This window comes from Neisseria sp. HMSC061H08, assembly GCF_001836795.1.
In the GTDB taxonomy this organism is placed as follows: domain Bacteria; phylum Pseudomonadota; class Gammaproteobacteria; order Burkholderiales; family Neisseriaceae; genus Neisseria; species Neisseria subflava_A.
On sequence record NZ_KV830556.1, the window covers coordinates 1 to 22,481 of the forward strand.

21 protein-coding genes and 1 tRNA gene are annotated in these 22,481 nt (G+C 48.7%); 18 read left to right on the forward strand and 4 right to left on the reverse strand.

Annotated elements, in window-relative coordinates; all coding sequences use genetic code 11:
• The first annotated feature begins 261 nt into the window (after positions 1–261).
• The 6 genes from hpnD to apaG all read left to right on the forward strand — a co-directional run bounded on the left by hpnD (position 262) and on the right by apaG (position 5,316).
• Positions 262–1,110: a presqualene diphosphate synthase HpnD gene (gene hpnD / locus HMPREF2675_RS00975; RefSeq protein ID WP_070813748.1), complete on the forward strand. Its 849-nt coding sequence runs from the start codon at positions 262–264 to the stop codon at positions 1,108–1,110.
• Entirely contained in the window at positions 1,107–2,414 is a 1,308-nt protein-coding gene (gene hpnE / locus HMPREF2675_RS00980; protein ID WP_070813749.1) for a hydroxysqualene dehydroxylase HpnE, read from the forward strand. Before hpnD ends, hpnE begins: the two co-directional genes overlap by 4 nt.
• Before the next feature lie 95 nt (positions 2,415–2,509).
• Positions 2,510–3,229, forward strand: a complete 720-nt coding sequence (locus HMPREF2675_RS00985) for an SDR family oxidoreductase (protein WP_003747583.1) — start codon at positions 2,510–2,512, stop codon at positions 3,227–3,229.
• Between the two features lie 188 nt (positions 3,230–3,417).
• Positions 3,418–4,374 (forward strand): thiamine-phosphate kinase, encoded by a 957-nt coding sequence (thiL, locus tag HMPREF2675_RS00990; RefSeq protein ID WP_070813750.1) that lies wholly within the window; start codon positions 3,418–3,420, stop codon positions 4,372–4,374.
• Positions 4,367–4,855 carry a phosphatidylglycerophosphatase A family protein gene (locus HMPREF2675_RS00995; RefSeq protein WP_003747579.1) on the forward strand — a complete coding sequence of 163 codons (489 nt, stop codon included), beginning with the start codon at positions 4,367–4,369 and terminating at the stop codon, positions 4,853–4,855. The genes thiL and HMPREF2675_RS00995 overlap by 8 nt, the downstream gene beginning before the upstream one ends.
• A 92-nt stretch (positions 4,856–4,947) precedes the next feature.
• Entirely contained in the window at positions 4,948–5,316 is a 369-nt protein-coding gene (gene apaG, locus HMPREF2675_RS01000) for a Co2+/Mg2+ efflux protein ApaG (RefSeq protein WP_003682575.1), read from the forward strand.
• A gap of 66 nt (positions 5,317–5,382) precedes the next feature.
• Here the strand turns inward: apaG and HMPREF2675_RS01005 are convergent, their stop codons facing one another.
• Positions 5,383–5,679 (reverse strand): DUF2288 domain-containing protein, encoded by a 297-nt coding sequence (locus tag HMPREF2675_RS01005; RefSeq protein WP_070813751.1) that lies wholly within the window; start codon positions 5,677–5,679, stop codon positions 5,383–5,385.
• A 270-nt stretch (positions 5,680–5,949) separates the two neighbouring features.
• Here HMPREF2675_RS01005 and HMPREF2675_RS01010 point away from each other — a divergent pair, with 270 nt between their 5' ends.
• The 4 genes from HMPREF2675_RS01010 to HMPREF2675_RS01025 all read left to right on the forward strand — a co-directional run bounded on the left by HMPREF2675_RS01010 (position 5,950) and on the right by HMPREF2675_RS01025 (position 10,217).
• Positions 5,950–6,675: a metal ABC transporter ATP-binding protein gene (locus HMPREF2675_RS01010; protein ID WP_188211416.1), complete on the forward strand. Its 726-nt coding sequence runs from the start codon at positions 5,950–5,952 to the stop codon at positions 6,673–6,675.
• 76 nt (positions 6,676–6,751) lie between these two features.
• A complete protein-coding gene (locus HMPREF2675_RS01015) occupies positions 6,752–7,627 on the forward strand; it encodes a metal ABC transporter permease (RefSeq protein ID WP_003747573.1) in 876 nt (291 codons plus the stop codon).
• Between the two features lie 79 nt (positions 7,628–7,706).
• Entirely contained in the window at positions 7,707–8,612 is a 906-nt protein-coding gene (locus HMPREF2675_RS01020) for a metal ABC transporter solute-binding protein, Zn/Mn family (protein WP_141759933.1), read from the forward strand.
• 267 nt (positions 8,613–8,879) lie between these two features.
• Positions 8,880–10,217, forward strand: a complete 1,338-nt coding sequence (locus tag HMPREF2675_RS01025; protein WP_070813753.1) for a sodium-dependent transporter — start codon at positions 8,880–8,882, stop codon at positions 10,215–10,217.
• A 125-nt stretch (positions 10,218–10,342) separates the two neighbouring features.
• Here HMPREF2675_RS01025 and HMPREF2675_RS01030 read toward each other — a convergent pair whose 3' ends face one another.
• Positions 10,343–12,319 carry a TonB-dependent copper receptor gene (locus HMPREF2675_RS01030; protein WP_070813754.1) on the reverse strand — a complete coding sequence of 659 codons (1,977 nt, stop codon included), beginning with the start codon at positions 12,317–12,319 and terminating at the stop codon, positions 10,343–10,345.
• Between the two features lie 428 nt (positions 12,320–12,747).
• Between HMPREF2675_RS01030 and HMPREF2675_RS01035 the strand changes: the two genes are divergently transcribed.
• Positions 12,748–13,521, forward strand: a complete 774-nt coding sequence (locus HMPREF2675_RS01035) for a FadR/GntR family transcriptional regulator (protein ID WP_070813755.1) — start codon at positions 12,748–12,750, stop codon at positions 13,519–13,521.
• 110 nt (positions 13,522–13,631) lie between these two features.
• Positions 13,632–14,825 carry an amino acid aminotransferase gene (locus HMPREF2675_RS01040; RefSeq protein WP_070813756.1) on the forward strand — a complete coding sequence of 398 codons (1,194 nt, stop codon included), beginning with the start codon at positions 13,632–13,634 and terminating at the stop codon, positions 14,823–14,825.
• A gap of 91 nt (positions 14,826–14,916) precedes the next feature.
• Here the strand turns inward: HMPREF2675_RS01040 and HMPREF2675_RS01045 are convergent.
• A tRNA-Arg gene (locus tag HMPREF2675_RS01045) sits at positions 14,917–14,992 on the reverse strand.
• Positions 14,993–15,277: 285 nt separating this feature from the next.
• Here HMPREF2675_RS01045 and HMPREF2675_RS01050 point away from each other — a divergent pair.
• Both HMPREF2675_RS01050 and glmM read left to right on the forward strand, forming a co-directional pair.
• Positions 15,278–16,135, forward strand: a complete 858-nt coding sequence (locus HMPREF2675_RS01050) for a c-type cytochrome (protein ID WP_070813757.1) — start codon at positions 15,278–15,280, stop codon at positions 16,133–16,135.
• Between the two features lie 198 nt (positions 16,136–16,333).
• Complete coding sequence (gene glmM, locus HMPREF2675_RS01055; RefSeq protein ID WP_070813758.1) at positions 16,334–17,671, forward strand: phosphoglucosamine mutase; 1,338 nt, start codon at positions 16,334–16,336, stop codon at positions 17,669–17,671.
• A gap of 76 nt (positions 17,672–17,747) precedes the next feature.
• On the opposite strand, the gene lolA is transcribed toward glmM, so the two are convergent.
• Positions 17,748–18,368 (reverse strand): outer membrane lipoprotein periplasmic chaperone LolA, encoded by a 621-nt coding sequence (gene lolA, locus HMPREF2675_RS01060; RefSeq protein WP_036493771.1) that lies wholly within the window; start codon positions 18,366–18,368, stop codon positions 17,748–17,750.
• Positions 18,369–18,657: 289 nt separating this feature from the next.
• Here lolA and HMPREF2675_RS01065 point away from each other — a divergent pair, with 289 nt between their 5' ends.
• The 4 genes from HMPREF2675_RS01065 (at position 18,658) to HMPREF2675_RS01080 (ending at position 22,460) form a co-directional block, all read left to right on the forward strand.
• Positions 18,658–19,488, forward strand: a complete 831-nt coding sequence (locus HMPREF2675_RS01065; RefSeq protein ID WP_070813759.1) for a ferritin-like domain-containing protein — start codon at positions 18,658–18,660, stop codon at positions 19,486–19,488.
• Between the two features lie 15 nt (positions 19,489–19,503).
• On the forward strand, positions 19,504–20,448 hold the full coding sequence (locus HMPREF2675_RS01070; protein ID WP_070813760.1) for a cation diffusion facilitator family transporter: 945 nt from the start codon (positions 19,504–19,506) through the stop codon (positions 20,446–20,448).
• 69 nt (positions 20,449–20,517) lie between these two features.
• The gene (locus HMPREF2675_RS01075) at positions 20,518–21,168 is read left to right on the forward strand and encodes an HAD family hydrolase (protein WP_070813761.1); all 651 of its coding nucleotides are present in this window, start codon (positions 20,518–20,520) and stop codon (positions 21,166–21,168) included.
• A gap of 98 nt (positions 21,169–21,266) precedes the next feature.
• Positions 21,267–22,460 (forward strand): amino acid aminotransferase, encoded by a 1,194-nt coding sequence (locus HMPREF2675_RS01080; RefSeq protein WP_070813762.1) that lies wholly within the window; start codon positions 21,267–21,269, stop codon positions 22,458–22,460.
• Positions 22,461–22,481: the final 21 nt, after the last annotated feature.

Sequence of the window (22,481 nt, forward strand, 5' to 3'; positions counted from 1 at the left end):
GGAATAAAGATATGTACTTAAAAACATTTGACAGAAAACGGAATAGGGCAACTGTGCAGAGGGGGTACTCCTTGATACAGCTGTTGGTGGTGATGCTGTTGGTTTCGATATTGGCGACGTAAGATATTAGGCCGTCTGAAAGATACTTAAGATCAGCTTTCAGACGGCCTTGTCGTAAGATGAGTTTTGATATTGGCGTACTTTTTTAAATACAGATAAAATTCCTGCTAATTATTTATAACAATATTTTTAGGATACACAGTGCTTGCTTTAGATTATTGTCGTCAAAAGGCTGCGGAAAGCCATTCCAGTTTTTTATCCGGTTTTCGTTTTTTATCAGTAGAAAAACGAAATGCGATCACTGTTTTATACGCTTTTTGTCGTGAACTGGATGATGTAGTCGATGGTTGTACCGATCCGAATGTGGCTCAGATTACCTTGAATTGGTGGCGCAGTGATTTGGAGAAAGTATTCAACAATGAGATGCCTGAGCATCCAGTTCATCAAGCTTTAAAAGATATTCGGGCAAGTTTTGATTTGCCGAAGAATGAATTTGAATCTTTGATTGATGGGATGCAGATGGATTTGGAGCAGGCTCGTTATGGTAGTTTTGATGAATTAAAGCTGTATTGTCACCGTGTTGCCGGAGTTGTGGGGCGTCTTATTGCACGAATTTTAGGTTTTTCCAATCCGAAAACTTTGGAATATGCGGACAAAATGGGCTTGGCTTTGCAGTTGACGAACATTATTCGCGATGTGGGCGAAGATGCGCGGCAGGGAAGAATTTATCTGCCGATAGAGGAGATGCAGAAATTTGATGTGCCTGCCAACGTCATCATGCAGTGCAAACCGACAGACAATTTTGCAAAATTAATGCAGTTTCAAGTGGATAGGGCGCGTGAAACTTATCGTGAGGCTATGTTGCTTTTGCTGGCTGCGGATAAGAAATCGCAAAAAGTCGGTCTGATTATGGCGGCCATTTATTATGCGCTGTTGAATGAAATTGACCGTGATGGTGCGCAAAATGTGTTGACTTACAAAATTGCGATTCCTTCTCCCCGTAAAAAACGTATTGCTTTGAAAACTTGGCTGTTTGGATTTAAACCATGAATATTCGGCGTCCAAAAATTGCTGTGATTGGTGCCGGTTGGGCAGGTTTGTCTTCGGCGGTTTCCCTGATTCAACGAGCTGATATTGCTTTGTTTGAAGCCGGGAGACAGGCAGGCGGTAGGGCGCGTGCCTTAGCCGGGAAAGATGATGGATTCAGCTTTTTGGATAATGGGCAGCATATTTTGTTGGGTGCGTATCATGGTGTTCAAACTTTGATGCAACATATTGGCGTTCAACCTGAATCAGCCTTTTTACGCCAGCCTTTGCAATGGTACATCCATGAGGGATTGCAGTTTCAGACGGCCTCTCTGCCAGCGCCTTGGCATTTGCTTGTCGGTATCCTGCGTGCGAAAAATCTTTCCTTTTCATTGAGAATCAAATTGCTGTCGGATATGTCGGCATTGCAACGTTGGGCAGGCCATCATAAAACCGATTTGACGGTTGCAAAGTGGTTGAGAACACGAAATGTTCCGCGCAGCCTGCTTGGCCAATTTTGGCAACCTTTGGTTTGGGGTGCTTTAAATACGCCGTTAGAACAGGCATCGTTGCGCATTTTATGCAATGTATTGAATGATGGCGTGTGGTCTGAAAAGGCGAACAGCGATTATCTTTTGCCCAAGCAGGATTTAGGGCGGATCGTAGTAGAACCGGCTTTGGATTTCCTGCACAAGCATGGTGCAAAAATACATCTTGAAACCCGTATTACACATTTAAACCATCATATCGATGGCCGAATTGAAATCAATGGCGAAGTATTTGATGCGGTGATTTTAGCCGTTGCGCCATATCATGTTGACGCGCTTTTGCCTGAAGATACGCCTAACTATATTCAGACGGCCTATCAATCGTTGCATTACCATGCAATTACCACGGTTTATTTGCGTTATGCCCAAGCAGTCAAATTGCCTGCGCCTTTAACCGGGTTTGCTGATAGTACTGCGCAGTGGGTGCTGCATCGGGGGGCATTGGGTTTGCCGGATAATGAAGTCGCGGTCGTCATCAGCGTTTCCGATTACACCGAGGCTTGGAAGGACAAAGATTTAGCCGAGAAAATTCATGCGGACATCAAGCGGATTTGTCCGGATTTGGATAAACCCGAAGCCGTACGCATTATTACGGAAAAACGCGCGACTACGGCGGCAACGGTTGATTTTGTACAACCTGATTTCTCATGGCTGCACCATCGCCGTATTTATCCGGCCGGCGACTACCTCCATCCGCGCTATCCGGCAACCTTGGAAGCGGCGGTTCAGTCAGGTTTTGCCGCGGCTGAAAAGCTTATGCTGGATTTGCGGTTTGAATAAACTGAGGCCGTCTGAATGTTCAGACGGCCTTTTTGACTTTACAAAACTTACCAAGCCGATACAATATCTAAAACCATAAAGTTCAAGGAAAAGTCATGACGACATTAGCGGACAAAACCATCTTGGTTACCGGCGCATCCCAAGGCTTGGGCGAGCAGGTTGCCAAAGCCTATGCGGCGGCCGGAGCGACTGTCATTTTGGTGGCGCGTCATCAAAAGCGTTTGGAAAAAGTATATGATGCCATTGTGGCTGCGGGCAGCCCAGAGCCGTTTGCCATCTGCTTTGATTTGATGAGCGCTGAGGAAAAAGAATTTAAACAGTTCGCGGAAACCATTGATGAAGCTACCGGCGGAAAATTGGATGGCGTAGTGCATTGCGCCAGCTATTTCTATGCTTTGTCGCCGTTGGATTTCCAAACTGTATCGGAATGGGTCAACCAATACCGTATCAATACTGTTGCGCCTATGGGCTTGACCCGTGCGCTGTTCCCATTGTTGAAGCAATCCGAAGACGCTTCTGTGATTTTTGTCGGCGAAAGCCACGGCGAAAAACCGCAAGCCTATTGGGGCGGTTTCGGTGCTTCCAAAGCCGCGCTTAATTATTTGTGTAAAGTGGCTGCGGACGAGTGGGAACGTTTTGACAACCTGCGTGCCAATGTTTTGGTGCCAGGGGCCATCAATTCGCCGCAACGTATCAAATCCCATCCGGGCGAATCGAAAAGCGAACGTAAAAACTACGAAGATGTCCTGCCGCAATTTATTTGGTGGGCAAGCCGAGAGAGCAGGGGGCGGACAGGCGAAATCGTCTATCTGTAAATCTACCTGCTCAGAGTGGTTTGAGAATATGAGGCCGTCTGAAATCTGTATTTTCAGACGGCCTTTAACTTATTGAGTTTTATATCTAAATAATGGTGTAGATTTGATGTTTGACGTGCTAATAGGCAACCGTCGGGCTGGCACAAAATTAGATATAGTAATCTAAGTTATAGTTATATTGGATAAATATGACGGAATTTGACTTTATCAGACAATATTTGCAGCGACAAAAATCGGAAGGTTTGATTTTGGGCATAGGCGACGATGCCGCCATTATCCGCCCAAGTAGCGGATTTGATTTATGTTTTAGCGCAGATATGTTGGTTAAAGGCAGACATTTTTTTGAAGATGTTTCGCCTGAAGATTTGGCATGGAAAATGCTTGCAGTAAATTTGTCCGATATGGCCGCTATGGGTGCCAAGCCGCGATGGGTGTTGCTCAGTGCTGCGTTGCCTGAATTGAATCAAGACTGGCTGACACGTTTTTGCGATAGCTTTTTTGCTTTGGCAGCGCGTTTTGATACGGTGTTGATTGGTGGCGATACCACCAAAGGCGATTTGGTCTTTAATGTAACGATAGTAGGTGAAGTTCCGACAGGGCGTGCCCTGCGGCGTGATGGGGCCGAAGTCGGCGACGATATTTGGGTATCGGGCCGCTTGGGTTTGGCTGCCGCTGCTTTGAACCAACATCTGGGGCATTATCAATTACCGTCTGAAATCATGGCGGTTTGCGATGATAAATTGCTCCGTCCGGAGCCGCGCGTTTCATTGGGGCTGGCATTGCTGCCGTTTGCCCATGCTGCGCAAGATGTTTCAGACGGCCTGGCTCAAGATGTGGGGCATATTTTGAAAGCCTCTGCTGTCGGGGCGGAAATATTTGCCGATTGTGTGCCGTCGTTGCCTGAATTGAAAAACGTTTTGTCGCGCGAGCAATGGTTGTCGGCAGTATTGGCCGGCGGCGATGATTACGAACTGATTTTTACTGCTGCTCCAGAAGACAGGGAACGTGTTTGTCAGGCGGCGGAACAAAGTGGCGTACCGGTCGCCCGAATTGGTAAAATGACTGACTCAGGCCGTCTGAATATTTTGGATGCCGAAGGCGGCGTATTGGAACTGACTTCTTTAGGATTTGATCATTTTGGCTGAACGTAAACCTACTTTTTCTTGGCTGTTGCACAAACCATTGTGTTTTTTAGGATTCGGTTTCGGCAGCGGCTTATCGCCGGTTGCGCCGGGTACGGCAGGAACGCTGGCCGCGTTACCCCTGGCTTTTGTATTGTGCCTGTTGGGCATAGACGGCTGGATATTGCTTTTATTGTGTATCGCCTTGTTTTTCTGGGGCATCCGCATTTGCGGTTATACCGAGAGGGAACTGGGCATTCAGGATTACGGCGGTATCGTTTGGGATGAAATTGTCGCGATGCTGCTGGTGCTGTCGCTGATTCCGTTTAAATGGAGCTGGTGGCTGGCGGCTTTTGTTATTTTCCGCTTGTTTGATGCGTTGAAACCCTGGCCGATCAAATGGTTTGACCGGCGGATTCATGGAGGTTTGGGCATTATGCTTGATGATTTGATTGCGGCTGTGATGACTTTATTGGTCTTGGGGCTATTTCATTGGATTGCGTGATGTGTTTTAAGTGTTTCGACCCTTTTCAAAAATAGGGCGGACACGCCGGAATTATCCGGTTTTAAATAAAATAAATATACGGGTGAACAATTATGAACGAAATCGAGATTAACGTGGAGCCGCGTTATATGGCCGGCCAAAGCGACGTCTACCGAGACCGCTACGCCTTCAATTATCTGATTACCATCTGCAACCGCAGTGATGAAATCATTACTTTGCGTCAGCGTTTTTGGGAAATCACCGACGGACACGGTGAGACAGAGCAAGTCGGCCATGCCGGCCTGATTGAAGAGCAACCTGTTTTGTACCCGGGCGAAGCCTATGAGTACAACAGCGGTTCGCAAATCAGCACGCCTTGGGGCAGTATTGAAGGCGCGTATGAGTTTGAAGACAGCATCGGCAAACGTTTCGTTATCGGGGTGCCGAAGCTTGAATTCAAAGCGGGCTTTACGTTGCAATAGGCCGTCTGAAAAATGAAAAACCGGAGCATGGGAAATGTTCCGGTTTTGTTTTTTCAGACGGACTTATCAGTCTTTGCAAGGCTGTACCAATACCCACGGCGCTACAACGACCGCCCACATTTCCTGCTTATCCTCTAGAAAAGTACGCGCCATATCATCGCTGACGGTACCGAATTTGCCTTGTTCCATCCATTGTTTCAATGGCGCGGCTTCATCTTCGGCAACATGGCGGGCGACGGCAATCAAATCCAAATCGGGCGCAACATAGACGGCGGCACCGCGTGCGAAGTGGGGTTGCAGCTCTTCCCATGAAATGCGGGCGGTTTCGGTATTGAGTTTTTCGTTTAAGAGTGGAATAGACATAGGACAATCATCAAATAAAAAACGGATTGTAACCGATATTCGGCCTTTTGCCCGATGCCGTCTGAAAACGAAAGAAATTTACAGGGTTAACGTTATACAGTATCATTTTAATGTTTTAATTTTCTTTCAGACGGCCTGTTGTCCGTATTTGGGCAAGGGCGGTTTTAGGCTTATGAATTCTGTATTGTTGACCGGATTGCTGCAAAGGCTGATGATTGCGCTTGTCGCATTGGCGGCGTTGTGGGCTGTGTATTTTTGGGCGGTATCGCCATGAGTATCGTGGTGGAAAATCTGACGGTCAGCTATCAGCGCAGGCCGGTGGTGCACCATGTCGATATGGTGTTTGAAGATGGCAAGATGTGGACGATTTTCGGGCCGAACGGCGCGGGCAAATCGACCCTGCTCAAAGCCATTATGGGTTTGCAGAAGACGGATACGGGCAGCGTGCGCTATGAAAATATGGCACGCAAGGATATTGCCTATCTGCCGCAGCAGTCGGACATTGACCGCAGCCAGCCGATGACGGTGTTTGAACTGGCGGCGATGGGGCTGTGGTATGAAATCGGCTTTTTCGGACGTGTGAACGCGGCGCAGAAAAAGCGTGTGATGGCGGCTTTGGAACGCGTGGAAATGCAGGATTTTGCCACGCGCCAAATCGCACACTTGTCCAATGGCCAGTTCCAACGCGTATTGTTTGCGCGGATGCTGGTTCAGGATGCCAAATTTTTGCTGCTGGACGAACCGTTTAATGCAGTGGATGCGCGGACGACTTATGCGCTGTTGGAAGTTTTGCGGCAGTGCCATCAGGACGGTCAGGCGGTGATTGCCGTGTTGCATGATTACGAGCAGGTGCGGGCATATTTTGCCAACACGCTGCTTTTGGCGCGTGAAAAAGTGGCTGCCGGTGCGACGGAAAATGTGTTGACCGATGAATTTTTGGCACAGGCCAACCGAATGATGCAGAAGCAGGAAGCGGCCGATTGGTGCGCGGTTTAATGGACAAGGCCGTCTGAAAGTAAGTGTTTTTCAGACGGCCTCAGGCTTTCAGAGATTAATAAAAAAGCGATAAAACATGGATTTATATGATTTGGTCGTCGCGCCGTTCGTCGAATTCGACTTTATGCGCTATGCCTTGGCGTCGATTTTCTGCCTGGCATTGAGCGCGGCGCCTGTCGGTGTGTTTTTGGTGATGCGCCGTATGAGTTTGGTGGGAGATGCCCTGAGCCATGCGGTTTTGCCCGGTGCGGCCATTGGCTATATGTTTGCCGGTTTGAGTTTGCCTGCGATGAGTGTCGGCGGTTTTGCGGCCGGTTTGCTGATGGCTTTGCTGGCCGGTTTGGTCAGCAGGTTTACTTCATTGAAAGAAGACGCGAACTTTGCCGCATTTTATTTGAGCAGCCTTGCCATCGGCGTGGTTTTGGTCAGCAAAAACGGCAGCAGCGTCGATTTGCTGCATTTGCTGTTTGGCTCGGTCTTGGCGGTGGATATTCCGGCTTTGCAGCTAATTGCTGTTTCTGCGAGCGTCACTATTTTGCTGATGGCGGTCATGTTCCGCCCGCTGGTGTTGGAAAGCATAGACCCTTTGTTCCTCAAGGCTGTCGGCGGCAAGGGCGGCTTTTGGCATGTGTTGTTTTTGGTGCTGGTCGTGATGAATTTGGTTGCTGGTTTTCAGGCATTGGGTACGTTGATGTCGGTCGGCTTGATGATGTTGCCTGCGATTACCGCCAGACTGTGGGCGAAAAGCATGGGTTGGCTGATGATTTTGTCTGTCGCATTGGCTTTGCTTTGCGGCTTGGCAGGACTGTTGTTTTCCTACCATATCGAAATCCCGTCCGGTCCTGCGATTATTTTATGCTGCGGCACGCTTTACCTGATTTCCGTCGTGTTCGGTTGGGAGGGCGGCATTTTGGCAAAATGGCTGCGCCGCAAGAAACACCGCACGGCATGATTTTTCAGACGGCCGCTTGAATAATCAGGCGGTCTGTCTTATGATGATGTTAATGTTACGTTATATCACTGGAGAGAATATGAAACATTGGAAACTCGGCATCGTTGCCGCATTATTGACCGGTGCCGCTTATGCCGCTCCTTTGCCTGTTGTGACCAGCTTCAGCATTTTGGGCGATGTGGCCAAACAGATTGGCGGTGAACGTATTGCTGTTCAAAGTTTGGTCGGTGCCAACCAAGACAGCCATGCCTACCACATGACCAGTGGCGACATCAAAAAAATCCGCAGTGCCAAATTGGTATTGCTCAATGGCTTGGGCTTGGAAGCCGCCGATATACAGCGTGCAGTCAAACAGAGTAAAGTTCCTTTCGCCGAAGCGACCAAAGGCATTCAGGCTTTGAAAGCAGAAGAGGGCGGCCATCATCATGACCACGATCACGAAGGCCATCATCACGATCACGGCGAGTTTGATCCGCACGTTTGGACCGACCCCGTCCTGATGGGCACTTATGCGCAAAACGTTGCCAATGCGCTGATTCAAGCCGACCCTGAAGGCAAAACCTACTATCAGCAACGTTTGGGCAACTATCAAATGCAGCTGAAAAAACTGCACAGCGATGTGCAGGCTGCCTTTAATGCCGTACCTGCCGCCAAGCGTAAAGTCTTGACCGGACACGATGCGTTCTCTTACATGGGCAAACGCTACAATATTGAATTCATCGCCCCTCAAGGCGTGAGCAGCGAAGCCGAGCCGTCTGCCAAACAAGTGGCTTCCATCATCCGCCAAATCAAACGCGAGGGCATTAAAGCTGTCTTTACTGAAAACATCAAAGACACGCGCATGATTGACCGTATTGCCAAAGAAACCGGCGTCAATGTCAGCGGACGTTTGTATTCCGATGCATTGGGTGGCGCACCGGCCAACAGCTACATCGGCATGTACCGCTACAATGTCAAAGTTTTGACCGATGCCATGAAAAAATAAAGTGGCTTAAGGATAAAGGCCGTCTGAAACCTTAAAAACAAGGTTTCAGACGGCCTTTTATATGCTTATTTTTAAAATAAACCGTCAAATTTAAAATATAAAAATAAAATTTGTGCTATTAAAAGTTTAATTATCAAAAATTCATGCTAATTTGCTTGGTAAGTACGCACCATCCGTGCGAATTGCTTATCGGCTGTCCGTCAGCCACTCACGGCTTGACTTCACCCTGTTACAATTCGGCATCTTCACGTTTCTTAATATTACATCATGAGCAACCATTCGTCTTGGTCATCCAAAATCGGCTTTGTGCTTGCTGCGGCAGGCTCGGCCATCGGTTTGGGTGCAATTTGGAAATTCCCTTATACGGCCGGTACAAACGGTGGCGCTGTATTTTTTCTTTTGTTTTTGATTTTTACGATTTTGGTGGCTTTGCCGGTTCAATTGGCCGAGTTTTATATCGGCCGTACGGGCGGTAAAAATGCCATCGACTCCTTCAAAGTATTGCGCCCCGGTTCGCAGTGGCCGTGGGTTGGCCGCATGGGCGTGGCCGCTTGTTTTATTTTGCTGTCGTTTTACAGCGTGGTCGGCGGCTGGGTATTAAACTATGTGGTACACAGTTTTACCGGCGAAATTCACGTTGGTGCAGACTTTAAGGCCCTGTTTGAAAATACGATTTCTTCACCGTTTGGCTCGCTGTTTTACCAAGGCTTGTTCATGCTGATTACCATTTGGGTGGTCAAAGGCGGCATTTCAGACGGCATTGAAAAGGCAAACCGCGTGTTGATGCCGGGTTTGTTTATCCTCTTTATCGCACTGGCCGTTCGTTCGCTGACCTTGCCCGGCGCAATGGAGGGCGTGGCATTCTTGTTAAAACCGGATTGGTCGTATTTGAAACCGGGCACGATGCTGACTGCTTTGGGTCAGGCATTTTTTGCCTTGAGTATCGGCGTGTCTGCGATGATTACCTATGCCTCGTATTTGGGTAAGGATCAGGATATGTTCCGCTCCGGACATACGATTATGTGGATGAACCTGTTTGTATCATTGCTGGCCGGTTTGGTGATTTTCCCTGCGGTATTTGCCTTCGGTTTTGAACCCGGTCAAGGCCCAGGTTTGATTTTTGTTGTGTTGCCTGCGGTATTCATGAAAATGCCTATGGGTACGTATTTGTTTGCCGTGTTCATGCTGTTGGTTGTCTTTGCGACGCTGACTTCCGCATTTTCCATGCTGGAAACCGTGATTGCGGCAACCATCCGCCAAGACGAGAAAAAGCGCAGCAGCCACGCTTGGGTAACCGGCATTGCGATTTTCATAGTCGGTATTCCTTCGGCGCTGTCATTTGGCGTATGGAGCGAGTTTAAAATTTTCGGCAAAACCATTTTTGACTTGTGGGATTTCATCATTTCCGCCGTCATCATGCCGATTGGCGCATTGAGCGTTGCCGTGTTTACGTCATGGATTCAGGACAAACAGTCCGTCCTGCGCGATGCGGGCATGGGCAGTACAGTGCCGAAACAGCTGCTTTACCTGTGGCTGGGTGCGCTTCGCTATCTTGCGCCGATTGCGATTGTTGTGGTGTTCATCAACTCTTTGGGTTTGATTTAATCCGATAGTGAACAAACATCCGGCGTTGCATTGCTTCGCCGGACTGTTTGTTTAAAACATCATTAAAAATATTAAGGCCGTCTGAACATTTTTCAGACGGCCTTTTTATAGATGCGCGAGGCTGATTAGAACTTCGCTTGCAGTCTCAGCCATGCAGTACGGCCGGGTTCGTTCACGCGCATGGTTTGCGTACCGGCAGACGGGTCGCCGCCGCGGCTGACGAATTCAGCATAGGTTTTGTTGAACACGTTGTCTACGCCGCCTTGCAATGTGGCGTATTTGCTGAATTTCCAACCGGCGTTAAGCGAGAGTACGCCAAAGCCCGAAGAAGCGCCGATGTCTTGACCGACGATATTGCCTTGGCCTTTGCTGTAACGGTTTTGTTTGGCTACGACGCGCCACAATGCGCCCGCGCTGAATTTGCCGTTGTCAAAGGCGAGGGTGTTGTTCCACTCGAGTGGCGGAGTTTGTGCCAAAGGTTTGCCGTCGGTACGGTTTTTGCCGTGGGTGTAGGCGAGGCTGGTGCCGACTTCCCAGTTAGGCGCAAATGTCCATTTGACTTCGGCTTCGCCGCCAAAGCGTGAAGCGTTGATGTTGCGTACGTTGAAATCCATGCCTTGGCGCTCCATCATGATGAAGTCTTTGATGTTGCTGCCGAATACGGATACGGAAGCGTGGAGATTAGGACGTTTCCAGATAATGCCCGCATCAATTTGGCGGTTTTGCTCTGCGTGGATGGCTTTGTTTTCAGACTGCAGGCGTTCCCAGTAGTCAGGTGCGCGTTCGGCAATACCGAAGCCGGCATAGTATTTCAGGCCGTTGTCCGTATTTCTTTCCCAGCGCAGGAATCCTGAGTTCAAATTGAATTTTTGATGTTTCAAAACGGGGTTGGTCACGCGTGCGGTATCGTAATGCGCTTTGACTTGGTCATGGCGCAAACCTGCTACCCAGCGTTGATTGTCGGTTTGCTGCCAAGAGGCTTCGGTGAAAACACCCCATTGTTTGAAACTTTGGTTGGGCATGTAAGGCTTGTGGCTATAGCCGTCGCCACCACGCTCATGACGCGCGACGTGGACATCGTCCAAATAATCCAAACCGGTTTGCAGGTTAAGCTTGTCCCAATCGAAAGTGGCTTTCAGACGGCCTGTATCGGTATTGCGTTTAGGGTTGTTGGCATTTTTAATCTGCATGCCGGCACGGTTGCGGATGGTACGCAGGCTGTATGTGTCCATCACGTGGTCGATTTCGCTTTTACCGTAGCGCAGTTCCAATTCGCTGAACCATGGTGTGAGGTTGCGTTGGGTAAAACGGATATTCCACGCATCACGGTCGAATTTGCTGCCGTCCATCATGCGGTCGGCGTAGGCAACCTTGGCTCTGCTGCGCTCGTATGTGCCGGCAATGGTGGTGTTTTCTGTCGGGGTAACACCTAGTTGCAACATTTGGCTGTCGCGTTTGAAGTTGGAGTGAATGCGGTTGCCGTCGCCGTCTTTGTAGTCGTCGGCTTCGTTATGGGAGATATTGGTACGGACGTAGCCGTATTTGCCGCCGAACTCGGCTTCCAGCGAGCCGTCAAGGCGGTCGTTGCTGCCTGCTGTCAGGGTGGCATTGATGTTGTAAGGTTTTTCAGTGAAATCAGGATCTTTACGGATAAATTGCACCGAGCCGCTGACCAAGCCCATACCTTGGGTAACAGTTTGTGGGCCTTTAGTGACCACGACTTCATCAAATGAATTTGGGTGGATATAGGCAGTCGGCGGGTCCATGCGCATACCGCAACCGCCATAAATAAACTGGTCGTCGGCATTGACGGAGAGGCGCGAGCCACCCAAACCACGGAACAGCGGATCGCCCGAGCTACCGCCTTTGCGGATGATGCTCATGTTGGGGACAGATTGCAAAAGGTCTGCCCCGTCGCCGGCAGGGAGGGGTTGCAAAGCAGCTTTGGGGTTGAAAGTAACGCGGTTGGCTTTTTCTTGTTGTGTGCCGGTGACGGTGACAGGGGAAAGGGTAACTGTTTCTTCAGGTACAGGATCAGTGTCTGCCCATGCTTGGGATACGGCTAAGACGATAGGCAAGATAAGTAATGGTGGGTATTTCATGTAGTTCCTCTCTATCATTAAGTGTTATATCAAGCAATGCTTAAGTAGTATATACAAAGTTTAGTAAAATTAAAACATGCTGTTTTTAACTTATATCAATATTTATCATTTTATCTGCATGTTTTGCTGGTTCATGATTTGGTTATACCAGTGATGACAAAATTTGATTCTTTTTAAGCAGTTAATGAAAAATACCAATATGGTTTCAAGCTTGATTATTGGGAATTTCATTAATTTAATTATTTAACTAAAAGCAAGAAGATATTTGGTATAGAAAGCGTCATTTGCTTATGATTTTCTATTGATGTTACGATTTGATAACATTTCTTGACGAAAAAATAGTGGATTGATTAGAATGGGCGGCTAATTGGTCAATCCAATTTATGGCCGTCTGAACACAACTGTCCTTCAATCATCAGGAATACAACATGACGAAATTGGTTCGTCCGCAAAAAATCAGCGATCAGGTTTTAGCCGTTTTGGAAGAACGTATCGCTACCGGTATTTATGAAGAAGGCAGTAAATTGCCTCCCGAACGTACGCTTGCGGAAGAATTCGGTGTATCGCGTCTGTCGGTCAGGGTGGCATTGAATATCTTGATTGCCAAGCAGGTTTTGGACGCGCGGCAGGGCGATGGCTATTATGTTTCCGTCAAGCCGCAACAGGATTTTTTACAAAGCTGGCAGGATTTGCTCGGCAAACATACCAATTGGGAAACAGACGTATTCGATTTCAGCTGTCATGTTGAAGGCTGTATGGCGGCGCTGGCTGCTGAAAGACGGACTGACGCCGATTTGAAACGCATTGACTTCTGGCGGCAGAAGTTCGAAACGGCTTGTGAAAGCGGAAATTTGGAGCATCAAGCCGAAGCAGACGTCAGCTTCCATCAAGCCATTGCCGATGCTGCACACAATATCCTATTCAGCCACCTTTCCAGCAGCCTGCTCAAAATGCTTTATCAGCAAACACGCAGCGGCATTATCTATATCCATCAAACCGAAGACCCGCGCCCGACTCTGATTGCCCAGCACCGCGCTATTTTTGAAGCCGTTGCGCAGGCCAAGCCGGCGGAGGCTGCCGAAGCGGCCAAGCTACATTTGAATTATGTCGCCCGCCGCATTTTGCAGGACAGGGAATATCAAAGCCGCAGCGAGCATGCGGATGTATTGGCACAAAATGATTTGAAACGGGTAGATTGGTAGCGTTTAAAAATAATCAGGCCGTCTGAATTTTTCAGACGGCCTGATTTTGCAAATAAAGACTTTTAGTGCCACAATCTTCATCAATTCTGTCTGAAAACAAAGGAAGCACCATGTACCGTCATGTCGAGTATTATCCGGGCGACCCGATTTTGAGTTTGGTTGAAACCTTCAAACGCGACGAGCGTCCTGAAAAAGTCAATTTGAGCATAGGCATTTATTTTGATGACGAAGGCAAAATGCCGGTTTTGGAATCTGTCCGCCGGGTAGAAGCAGAGCGTGTGGCCGTACCGCGACCATCGCCTTATCTGCCGATGGAAGGTTTGGACACTTATCGAAGCGCGGTTCAGCGTTTGTTGTTTGGCAAGGATAATCCGGCGCTAGTAGAAGGGCGTGTTGCGACCGTACAGACTTTAGGTGGCTCAGGGGCGTTGAAAGTCGGTGCCGACTTTTTGCACCGTTGGTTCCCCGATGCAAAAGCCTATGTCAGCGATCCGACTTGGGACAACCATAAAGGCATTTTTGAAGGCGCAGGTTTTGAAGTGGGGACGTATCCTTATTACAACCCTGAAACCGTCGGCGTGAAATTTGAAGAAATGACTGCGTTTTTCAAAACATTGCCGGAAAACAGCATCTTGATTTTGCATCCATGTTGTCAAAACCCGACCGGCGTAGATATGTCGCAAGCGCAATGGGATGAGGTGTTGGACATCATCAAAACGCACAAGCTGATTCCGTTTATGGATATTGCCTATCAAGGTTTCGGCGAGGATTTGGACAGCGATGCCTATGCAATCCGTAAAGCCGTCGAAATGGGTCTGCCTTTGTTTGTCAGCAACTCTTTCTCGAAAAACCTGTCGCTGTACGGCGAGCGCGTCGGCGGTTTGAGTGTAGTGTGTCCCAATAAGGAAGAAGCAGAGCTGGTGTTCGGACAGTTGAAATTTACCGTCCGCCGTATTTATTCCAGCCCTGCCGCGCATGGTGCATATATTGCGTCTGATGTGATGAACAGCGATGATTTGCGCGCTTTGTGGGAGAACGAGGTTTACGCCATGCGCGACCGCATCCGTGCCATGCGTCAGAAGCTTTATGATGTTTTGACGGCCAAAATCCCCAATCGCGATTTCAGCTATTTCATCAAACAACGCGGTATGTTCAGCTATACAGGCCTGACCGTAGAGCAGGTGCACCGCCTGCGCGACGAGTTTGCCGTTTATCTGCTGGATTCGGGCAGGATGTGTGTGGCCGGTTTGAATGCATCGAATATCGATTATGTGGCCGAGGCATTTGCCAAAGTGTTGCAATAGCCGTTCAATCTGAAATTGAATGTAGTTTTATTTGAAGTAAATCAAAAGGCCGTCTGAAAAATTTTCATCTTTCAGACGGCCTCTTTATAATTGGCGCACCCAACAGGGATCGAACCTGTGACCTCCAGCTTCGGAAACTGACACTCTTCCAACTGAGCTATGGGTGCGGAAGCCGTAAGGTTAACGCATATTGGCTTTATTGGCAAAGTTTATCTTGAAAGTGTCTGAAAGTGGCATTGGCGGCCACTTTTTTGCATGGCTGGAATAATCAATTAACTACAAAGGCTTATAGATTTCAGACGGCCTTTTTGAGGATTTTTGCGTATCTTTTTCTCAAGATGGATTGGAAAGCCTTTGCGAATTCAGTATAATCCAGCAAAATATTGTTAATTGCGTTTAACACATAAACTATAACTTACAGCACAACCTAACCTAACGGCGAGGCCTACCAAATGAAACAACTCCGCGACCACAAAGCCCAAGGCTCTGCATTGTTCACCCTTGTGAGCGGTATCGTTATTGTTATTGCAGTAATTTTCTTCCTGATCAAATTGGCGGGAAGCGGTTCATTCGGCGATGTTAACGAAACAACCGAAGCTGCGACTCAAACCCGTATCCAGCCAGTCGGCCAACTCAAACTGGGCGACGGCATCCCTGTCGGCGAACGTCAAGGCGACCAGATTTTCAACAAAATCTGTATCCAATGTCACGCGGCGGACAGCATTGTTCCTAATGCGCCTAAATTTGAAAACAAAGGCGATTGGGCTCCTCGTATCGCCCAAGGCTTTGATACTTTGTTCCAACACGCTTTGAACGGTTTCAACGCAATGCCTGCCAAAGGTGGTGCGGCTGATTTGACCGACCAAGAATTGAAACGCGTAATTACTTATATGGCCAACAAAGCCGGCGGTACTTTCCCTGATCCTGATGCTGCGGCTCCTGCCGATGCCGCTGCTTCCGGCGAGGCTGCTTCAGCTCCTGCTGCTGAGGGTGCGGCTACTGCCGATGTTCCTAAAGCAGATGCTGCCAAAGCTGAAGACAAAGGCGCAGCTGCCGGCGGTGCAGACGGTAAAAAAGTTTACGAAGCCAGCTGCCAAGCATGTCACGGCGGTGCGGTTCCCGGTGTTCCTCATGTAGGTAAAAAAGAAGACTGGGCTCCTCGTATCAAACAAGGTAAAGACACCCTGCACAAACACGCACTCGAAGGCTTTAACGCAATGCCTGCCAAAGGCGGTAACGGCAGCCTGAGCGACGATGAAGTGAAAGCTGCAGTTGATTACATGGCTAATCAATCTGGTGCTAAATTCTAAGATTTGACTTTGAATCTCGAATAGAAAGCGCATTCCGTATAGGATGCGCTTTTTTCGTGCAGGAAGGCCTGATCTTGCTATAATACGGAAGTAGTAGATTGTGGTTTGTCTGAAAGATTCAGACGGCCTTCAAACACAATATTTTTTAAAGAAGTTCAACCATATTCACATACGACAAAACAATCACGGAGTTATCTCATGGCAAAAAAATATTTTGGTACTGACGGTGTGCGCGGCGAAGTCGGTCAATTCCCTATCAATCCTGATTTTGTCTTGAAATTGGGTTATGCGGCAGGTCAGGTTTTGGTACAGCACGAAGGTGAAATTAAACCGACTGTTTTAATCGGTAAAGACACGCGTATTTCAGGCTATATGCTGGAAGCCGCGCTGATTGCCGGCTTTACTGCCGCCGGTGTCAATGTTATTCAAACCGGCCCTCTGCCAACCCCAGGTGTAGCGTATTTGACCCGTGCTTTACGTTTGTCTGCCGGTGTGATGATTTCTGCTTCCCATAACGTTTATTCCGACAACGGCATTAAATTCTTTGCCGAAGGCGGTGTGAAGTTGAGCGATGAAATCGAGTTAGAAATTGAAGCCAAAATCGATGAAGAAATGAAAACCCAGCCGTCCAGCCGTTTGGGCCGTGCGCGCCGGATTAATGGTGCGGATGACCGCTATATCGAGTTTTGTAAATCCACTTTCCCAAGCCATTTGGACTTGCGCGGTCTGAAATTGGTGGTCGATACCGCTAATGGTGCGGGCTATGCAGTTGCACCTAAAGTATTCCATGAGTTGGGCGCGCAAGTAGTCAGCATCGGTGATGAGCCAAACGGTTACAACATCAATGAGAAATGTGGTGCGACCCATCCGAAAGCTTTGCAAGCGGCTGTGTTGCAAAATGAAGCCGATTACGGCATTGCCTTGGATGGCGATGGCGACCGTTTGATGATGGTTGACCGCAATGGCAAAGTGTATGACGGCGACAGCCTGATTTATGTGATTGCCAAAGCACGCGCGCACGAAGGCGTGGAAATCGGCGGTGTGGTGGGTACAGTGATGACCAATATGGCGATGGAAATTGCTTTGAAAGAGCAGGGCGTTGATTTCTGCCGTGCCAAAGTGGGCGACCGCTATGTGTTGGAACAGCTCCACCAACGCGGTTGGCTGATTGGCGGCGAAGCCAGCGGCCATATTTTGTGCATGGACAAACACAATACCGGCGACGGCATCATTTCCGCGCTACAAGTTTTGGCCGCATTGCAAACCTTGAATCAAGACCTTGCCACCGTTTGCGCCGATTGGCAGCCGTATCCGCAAACCATGATCAACGTCCGCATCAAAAAAGGCCAAAACTGGCAGGACACTTCCAAAGAGGCTTTGGCTGAAGTGGAAAAAGAACTTGAAGGCAAAGGCCGCGTGGTCTTGCGTGCATCCGGTACCGAGCCTGTCGTGCGCGTGATGGTGGAAGCCAAACAGGCGGACTGGGCGAAAAAAGGCGCAGAAAAAATTGCCGCTGCCATTCAAGGTCAAAAGTAACAGTGTGTTTGATGTTGAATTGAACTAAATAAAAGGCCGTCTGTTGTTCAGACGGCCTTTGTGTTTTATTAGAAGCTTAGTTGCTCAAGACATCAACGCCTTTAGGAGGCGTGAATTTGAACATACCGCTGGAAAGGTTAGGCTTGGTGTTCAAACCGCTGAAGCTGATGCTGGTTTGGTTGCCGAAGCTGTCTTTCAGCTGCATGGCGGCGAGGTTGTCGCCTTTGAAGCCGATGCGGATGTATTGGTAGCCGGCGTTGTTTTTCTTAGGCGTAGCCAAAACGTAGTCGATGCCGTTGGCAGAACCGTCTTCTTTCAACGTGTAGCTGCTGTCTAATGCCGTTTTGTTGGAGAGGATGGCGGCAGGGCTGTCGCCGATGGTTTGGTCTTGTGAGGACTTGGTTACTTGCGCCAAATCTACGTCATAGAGCCAAATGGTTTTGCCGTCGCCGACGATGGTTTGTTTGTAGGGTTTGGTGTATTCCCATTTGAACAAACCCGGGCGCAGGATTTTGAATGTACCGTATGTGGTTTGGGTTTTCTTTTTGCTGTGAACGGTTTGGCTGAAGTTGCCGCTGATACCGTCGGCGTCATTATTGAATTTTTTCAGGGCGTCCACTGCGCCGGCTTGTGCAAAGCCGATGGCTGAAGAAAGCAGCGCGGCAGCGGTCAGGGTGAACAGTCGGGTAGTTTTCATGTTTTGGTTCCTTGTTCGGAGAAATGGGTTCAGTATAGACGTTATGGTGTAACAGGCAAGGGGCTGAAGAGCGGGTTTAATTTGTGTAAATATGAAAAATCCAAGCAAGTATCTGAAATAATTTTATTTCTTCAGACGGCCTGTATTTGGTTTTGACGTTTTTTTAATGAAGCACACAATGGTTTGGTGTGGTATTTAATGTCATTTTACGGAAAGCTTGAAATTATAGTCTTTCTGTTTGCTTTTTAAAACGGTTATAATATTTATCTTTTGAAAACAATGGTTTTGTATGTATCTGAATCCTTATCCTTTATTGGAACAGGCTTTGCTGTCGGACAATCCGGATGAAAAAGGAAAATTGACGCAGGCCTTGTTTGCGCAGTTGGGCGAGGCGGAAGGCTTGACGGCTGAAGCGTCGAAACCTGTGGATTGCCGTTTCGCCGGTCATCCGTTGCGTCCGCGTTTGGTTGCGCCTTCGGAGGTTACGCCGCGCAAGATGAATACGGTCGAAGGCTATGCGGCGATGTTGCATGCGATTGCGCACATTGAATTTAATGCGATTAATCTGGCTTTGGATGCGGCGTATCGTTTCCGCAATATGCCGTTTCAGTTTGTACGCGATTGGGTGAGGGTGGCGAAAGAAGAAGTGTTTCACTTCGGCTTGATGCGTGGCCGTCTGAACAGCTTGGGCTACGATTACGGCGCTTTTGAAGCACACGGGCATTTGTGGGACATGGCGTATAAAACCGCTTACGATCCCTTGTTGCGCATGGCTTTGGTGCCGCGGGTGTTGGAAGCGCGCGGTTTGGATGTCACGCCGGGTATTCGTGCAAAAGTGGCGCAGCGCGGCGATATGGAAACCTGCGATATGTTGGATATTATTTACCGCGATGAAGTGGGGCATGTCGCCATCGGCAATCATTGGTATCAGCATCTTTGCCGTGAGCGCGGTTTGGAACCGGTCGCCCTGTTCCGCAGCCTGATTGCGCGTTACGATATGTTTATCTTCCGTGGCTACGTCAATATCGAAGCACGGGAACGTGCAGGATTCAGCCGTTTCGAGCTGGATATGTTGGAAGATTTTGAGAAAAGTTTGAAACAGGATAAAAAGGCCGTCTGAAACGGTAAAATCATCATGGCACATCATCACGATCATTCGCACGCGCACACGCATACCGCCAATAAGCAGGTATTGCGTATTTCATTTTTTGTCATTGCCGGATTTATGCTGGTTGAGGCGGTCGGCGGTTGGCTGACCAACTCTTTGGCTCTGCTTTCCGATGCGGGGCATATGTTCAGCGATGCGTTTTCGTTGGGCGTGGCATTGTGGGCATTCAAACTTGGCGAGAAACAGACCACGCTGCAAAAGACTTTCGGTTACAAACGTTTTGAAATTTTGACGGCGATGTTTAACGGATTGTCGCTGGTGTTGATTGCGGCGATGATTTTTTATGAGGCAGTCAAACGATTGTTTTATCCGCCGGAAATTTTGACGGGCGGCATGTTGGTGGTCAGTATCATCGGATTGCTGGTCAACATCGGCGTCGCCGTTTATATGTTGAAAAATAGCGATACCGAAGAAAACGTCAATATGCGCGGCGCGTATCTGCATGTAATCAGCGACTTATTCGGCTCGATAGGGGCGATTGTCGCAGCAGTGCTGATAATGGCGTATGGCTGGCAATGGGCGGATACAGTTGCCAGCGTATTGGTGGCGGCTTTGGTAGGGCGCAGCGGCTGGACGCTGTTTAAACAGACTTTGCACATTTTGATGGAAGGTGCACCGGAAAACATCCATACCGATGAGTTGCTCAGCGTGATCCGCAATACGGAGGGCGTAAAATCCGTTCACGACTTGCATGTTTGGACGATTACCAGCAATATCCACGTTTTGTCCTGCCATATTGTTGTCGATGGCAGCATGACGGTTGCCGAATCCGAACAAATCGCCTACCGCATCGGACATGAATTGGCGCATCACAACATCGGGCATTGTACGATTCAGATTGAAAGCGAACAGCATCCGCATAAAGATGAAGTTTTGTGTTCGCAGGAAGTTCACGAACACCATCACCATTAACCATATTCAGGCCGTCTGAAACTTGTTGGATTGTTCAGACGGCCTTCTAAAATCATCAAAGGAACACTTATGACCCAAGCCGTATTATTCGACCTTGACGGCACGCTTGCCGATACCGCACTTGATTTGGGTGGCGCGCTCAACACGGTATTGCGCCGACACGGTTTGCCTGAAAAAAGCATGGATGAAATCCGTCCGCAGGCCAGCCACGGTGCGAGCGGTTTGCTCAAACTTGGTGCAGGCATTACGCCCGACCATCCGGACTATATGCAATGGCGCAAAGAGTTTTTGGAAGAATACAGCCGCTGCTATGCCGATCAAACCATCTTGTTCGACGGCGTAAACGAAATGCTAGAAGCCTTAGTTCAACGCGGTATCCAATGGGGCGTTATCACTAACAAGCCCATGCGCTTTACCGATGTCCTCGTGCCTAAGCTCGGGTTTACCGTGCCTCCTGCCGTCATTGTCAGCGGCGATACTTGCGATGAACCTAAGCCCAGCGTGAAGCCCATGTTTTATGCGTGCGAACAGATGGGTGTCGAAGCGCGGCGATGTTTTTATGTCGGCGATGCCGAGCGCGATATGCAGGCAGGCAAGAATGCCGGGATGACAACCGTGCTTGCCGATTGGGGCTATATTTCTGCCGAAGACCAAACCGAAAACTGGCTTGCCGATTTCCGTATTGCCACGCCTTTGGATTTGTTGGCAATCTTGCGTTAAAACCCTGTAATAATCCGTTTTCAGACGGCCCGAAACGGCGTAAAATTACATAAATTTGTATTTTTTCAACCGTTTTACTACTTGTAAAGAGAAAAATCATGTTCTTCAAGCATATCGAAGCTGCTCCTGCTGATCCGATTTTAGGTTTGGGCGAAGCGTTTAAAGCCGAAACCCGTCCCGAAAAAGTCAATCTCGGCATCGGCGTGTACAAAGACGCATCCGGCGCGACACCTATTGTCAAAGCCGTCAAAGAGGCTGAAAAACGCCTGTTGGAAAGCGAGACAACTAAAAACTACCTCACCATCGACGGCGTTGCCGATTACAACGAGCAAACCCAAATTCTGCTGTTTGGCAAAGACCACGAAATCATCGCCAGCCGTCGCGCCAAAACAGCGCAAAGCCTTGGCGGTACAGGCGCATTGCGTATTGCGGCCGAATTTGCCAAACGCCAGTTGAACGCGCAAACCATCTGGATTTCCAATCCGACTTGGCCAAACCACAACGCCATCGCCAAAGCAGTCGGTATCCAAGACAAACCTTATCGTTATTACGATGCCGCCAAACACGGTTTGGATTGGGACGGCATGATTGAAGACTTGAGCCAAGCGCAAAAAGGCGACATCGTCCTGCTGCACGGCTGCTGCCACAACCCTACCGGCATCGACCCTACGCCCGAACAATGGGAAACTTTGGCAAAACTTTCTGCCGAAAAAGGCTGGTTGCCGCTGTTTGACTTTGCTTACCAAGGCTTTGGCAACGGTTTGGAAGAAGATGCCTACGGCTTGCGCGTATTCTTGAAATACAATAAAGAATTGCTGATTGCCAGCTCTTATTCCAAAAACTTCGGCATGTACAACGAACGCGTCGGCGCGTTCACTTTGGTGGCTGAAGATGAAGCAACAGCAGCCCGCGCCCACAGCCAAGTCAAAACCATCATCCGTACCTTGTATTCCAACCCGGCTTCACACGGTGCGAACACCATTGCGCTGGTGTTGAAAAATGATGATTTGAAAGCACAATGGATTGCCGAACTCGATGAAATGCGCGGCCGCATCAAAGCCATGCGCCAAAAATTTGTCGAGTTGCTCAAAGCCAAAGGTGCAACCCAAGATTTTGATTTCATTATCGAACAAAACGGCATGTTCTCTTTCAGCGGCCTGACTCCAGAACAAGTTGACCGTTTGAAAAACGAGTTTGCCATTTATGCCGTCCGCTCCGGTCGCATCAACGTTGCCGGCATTACTGATGACAACATCGATTATTTGTGCGAGAGCATTGTGAAAGTGTTGTAATTGTCGAATTAAAGGCAAAGG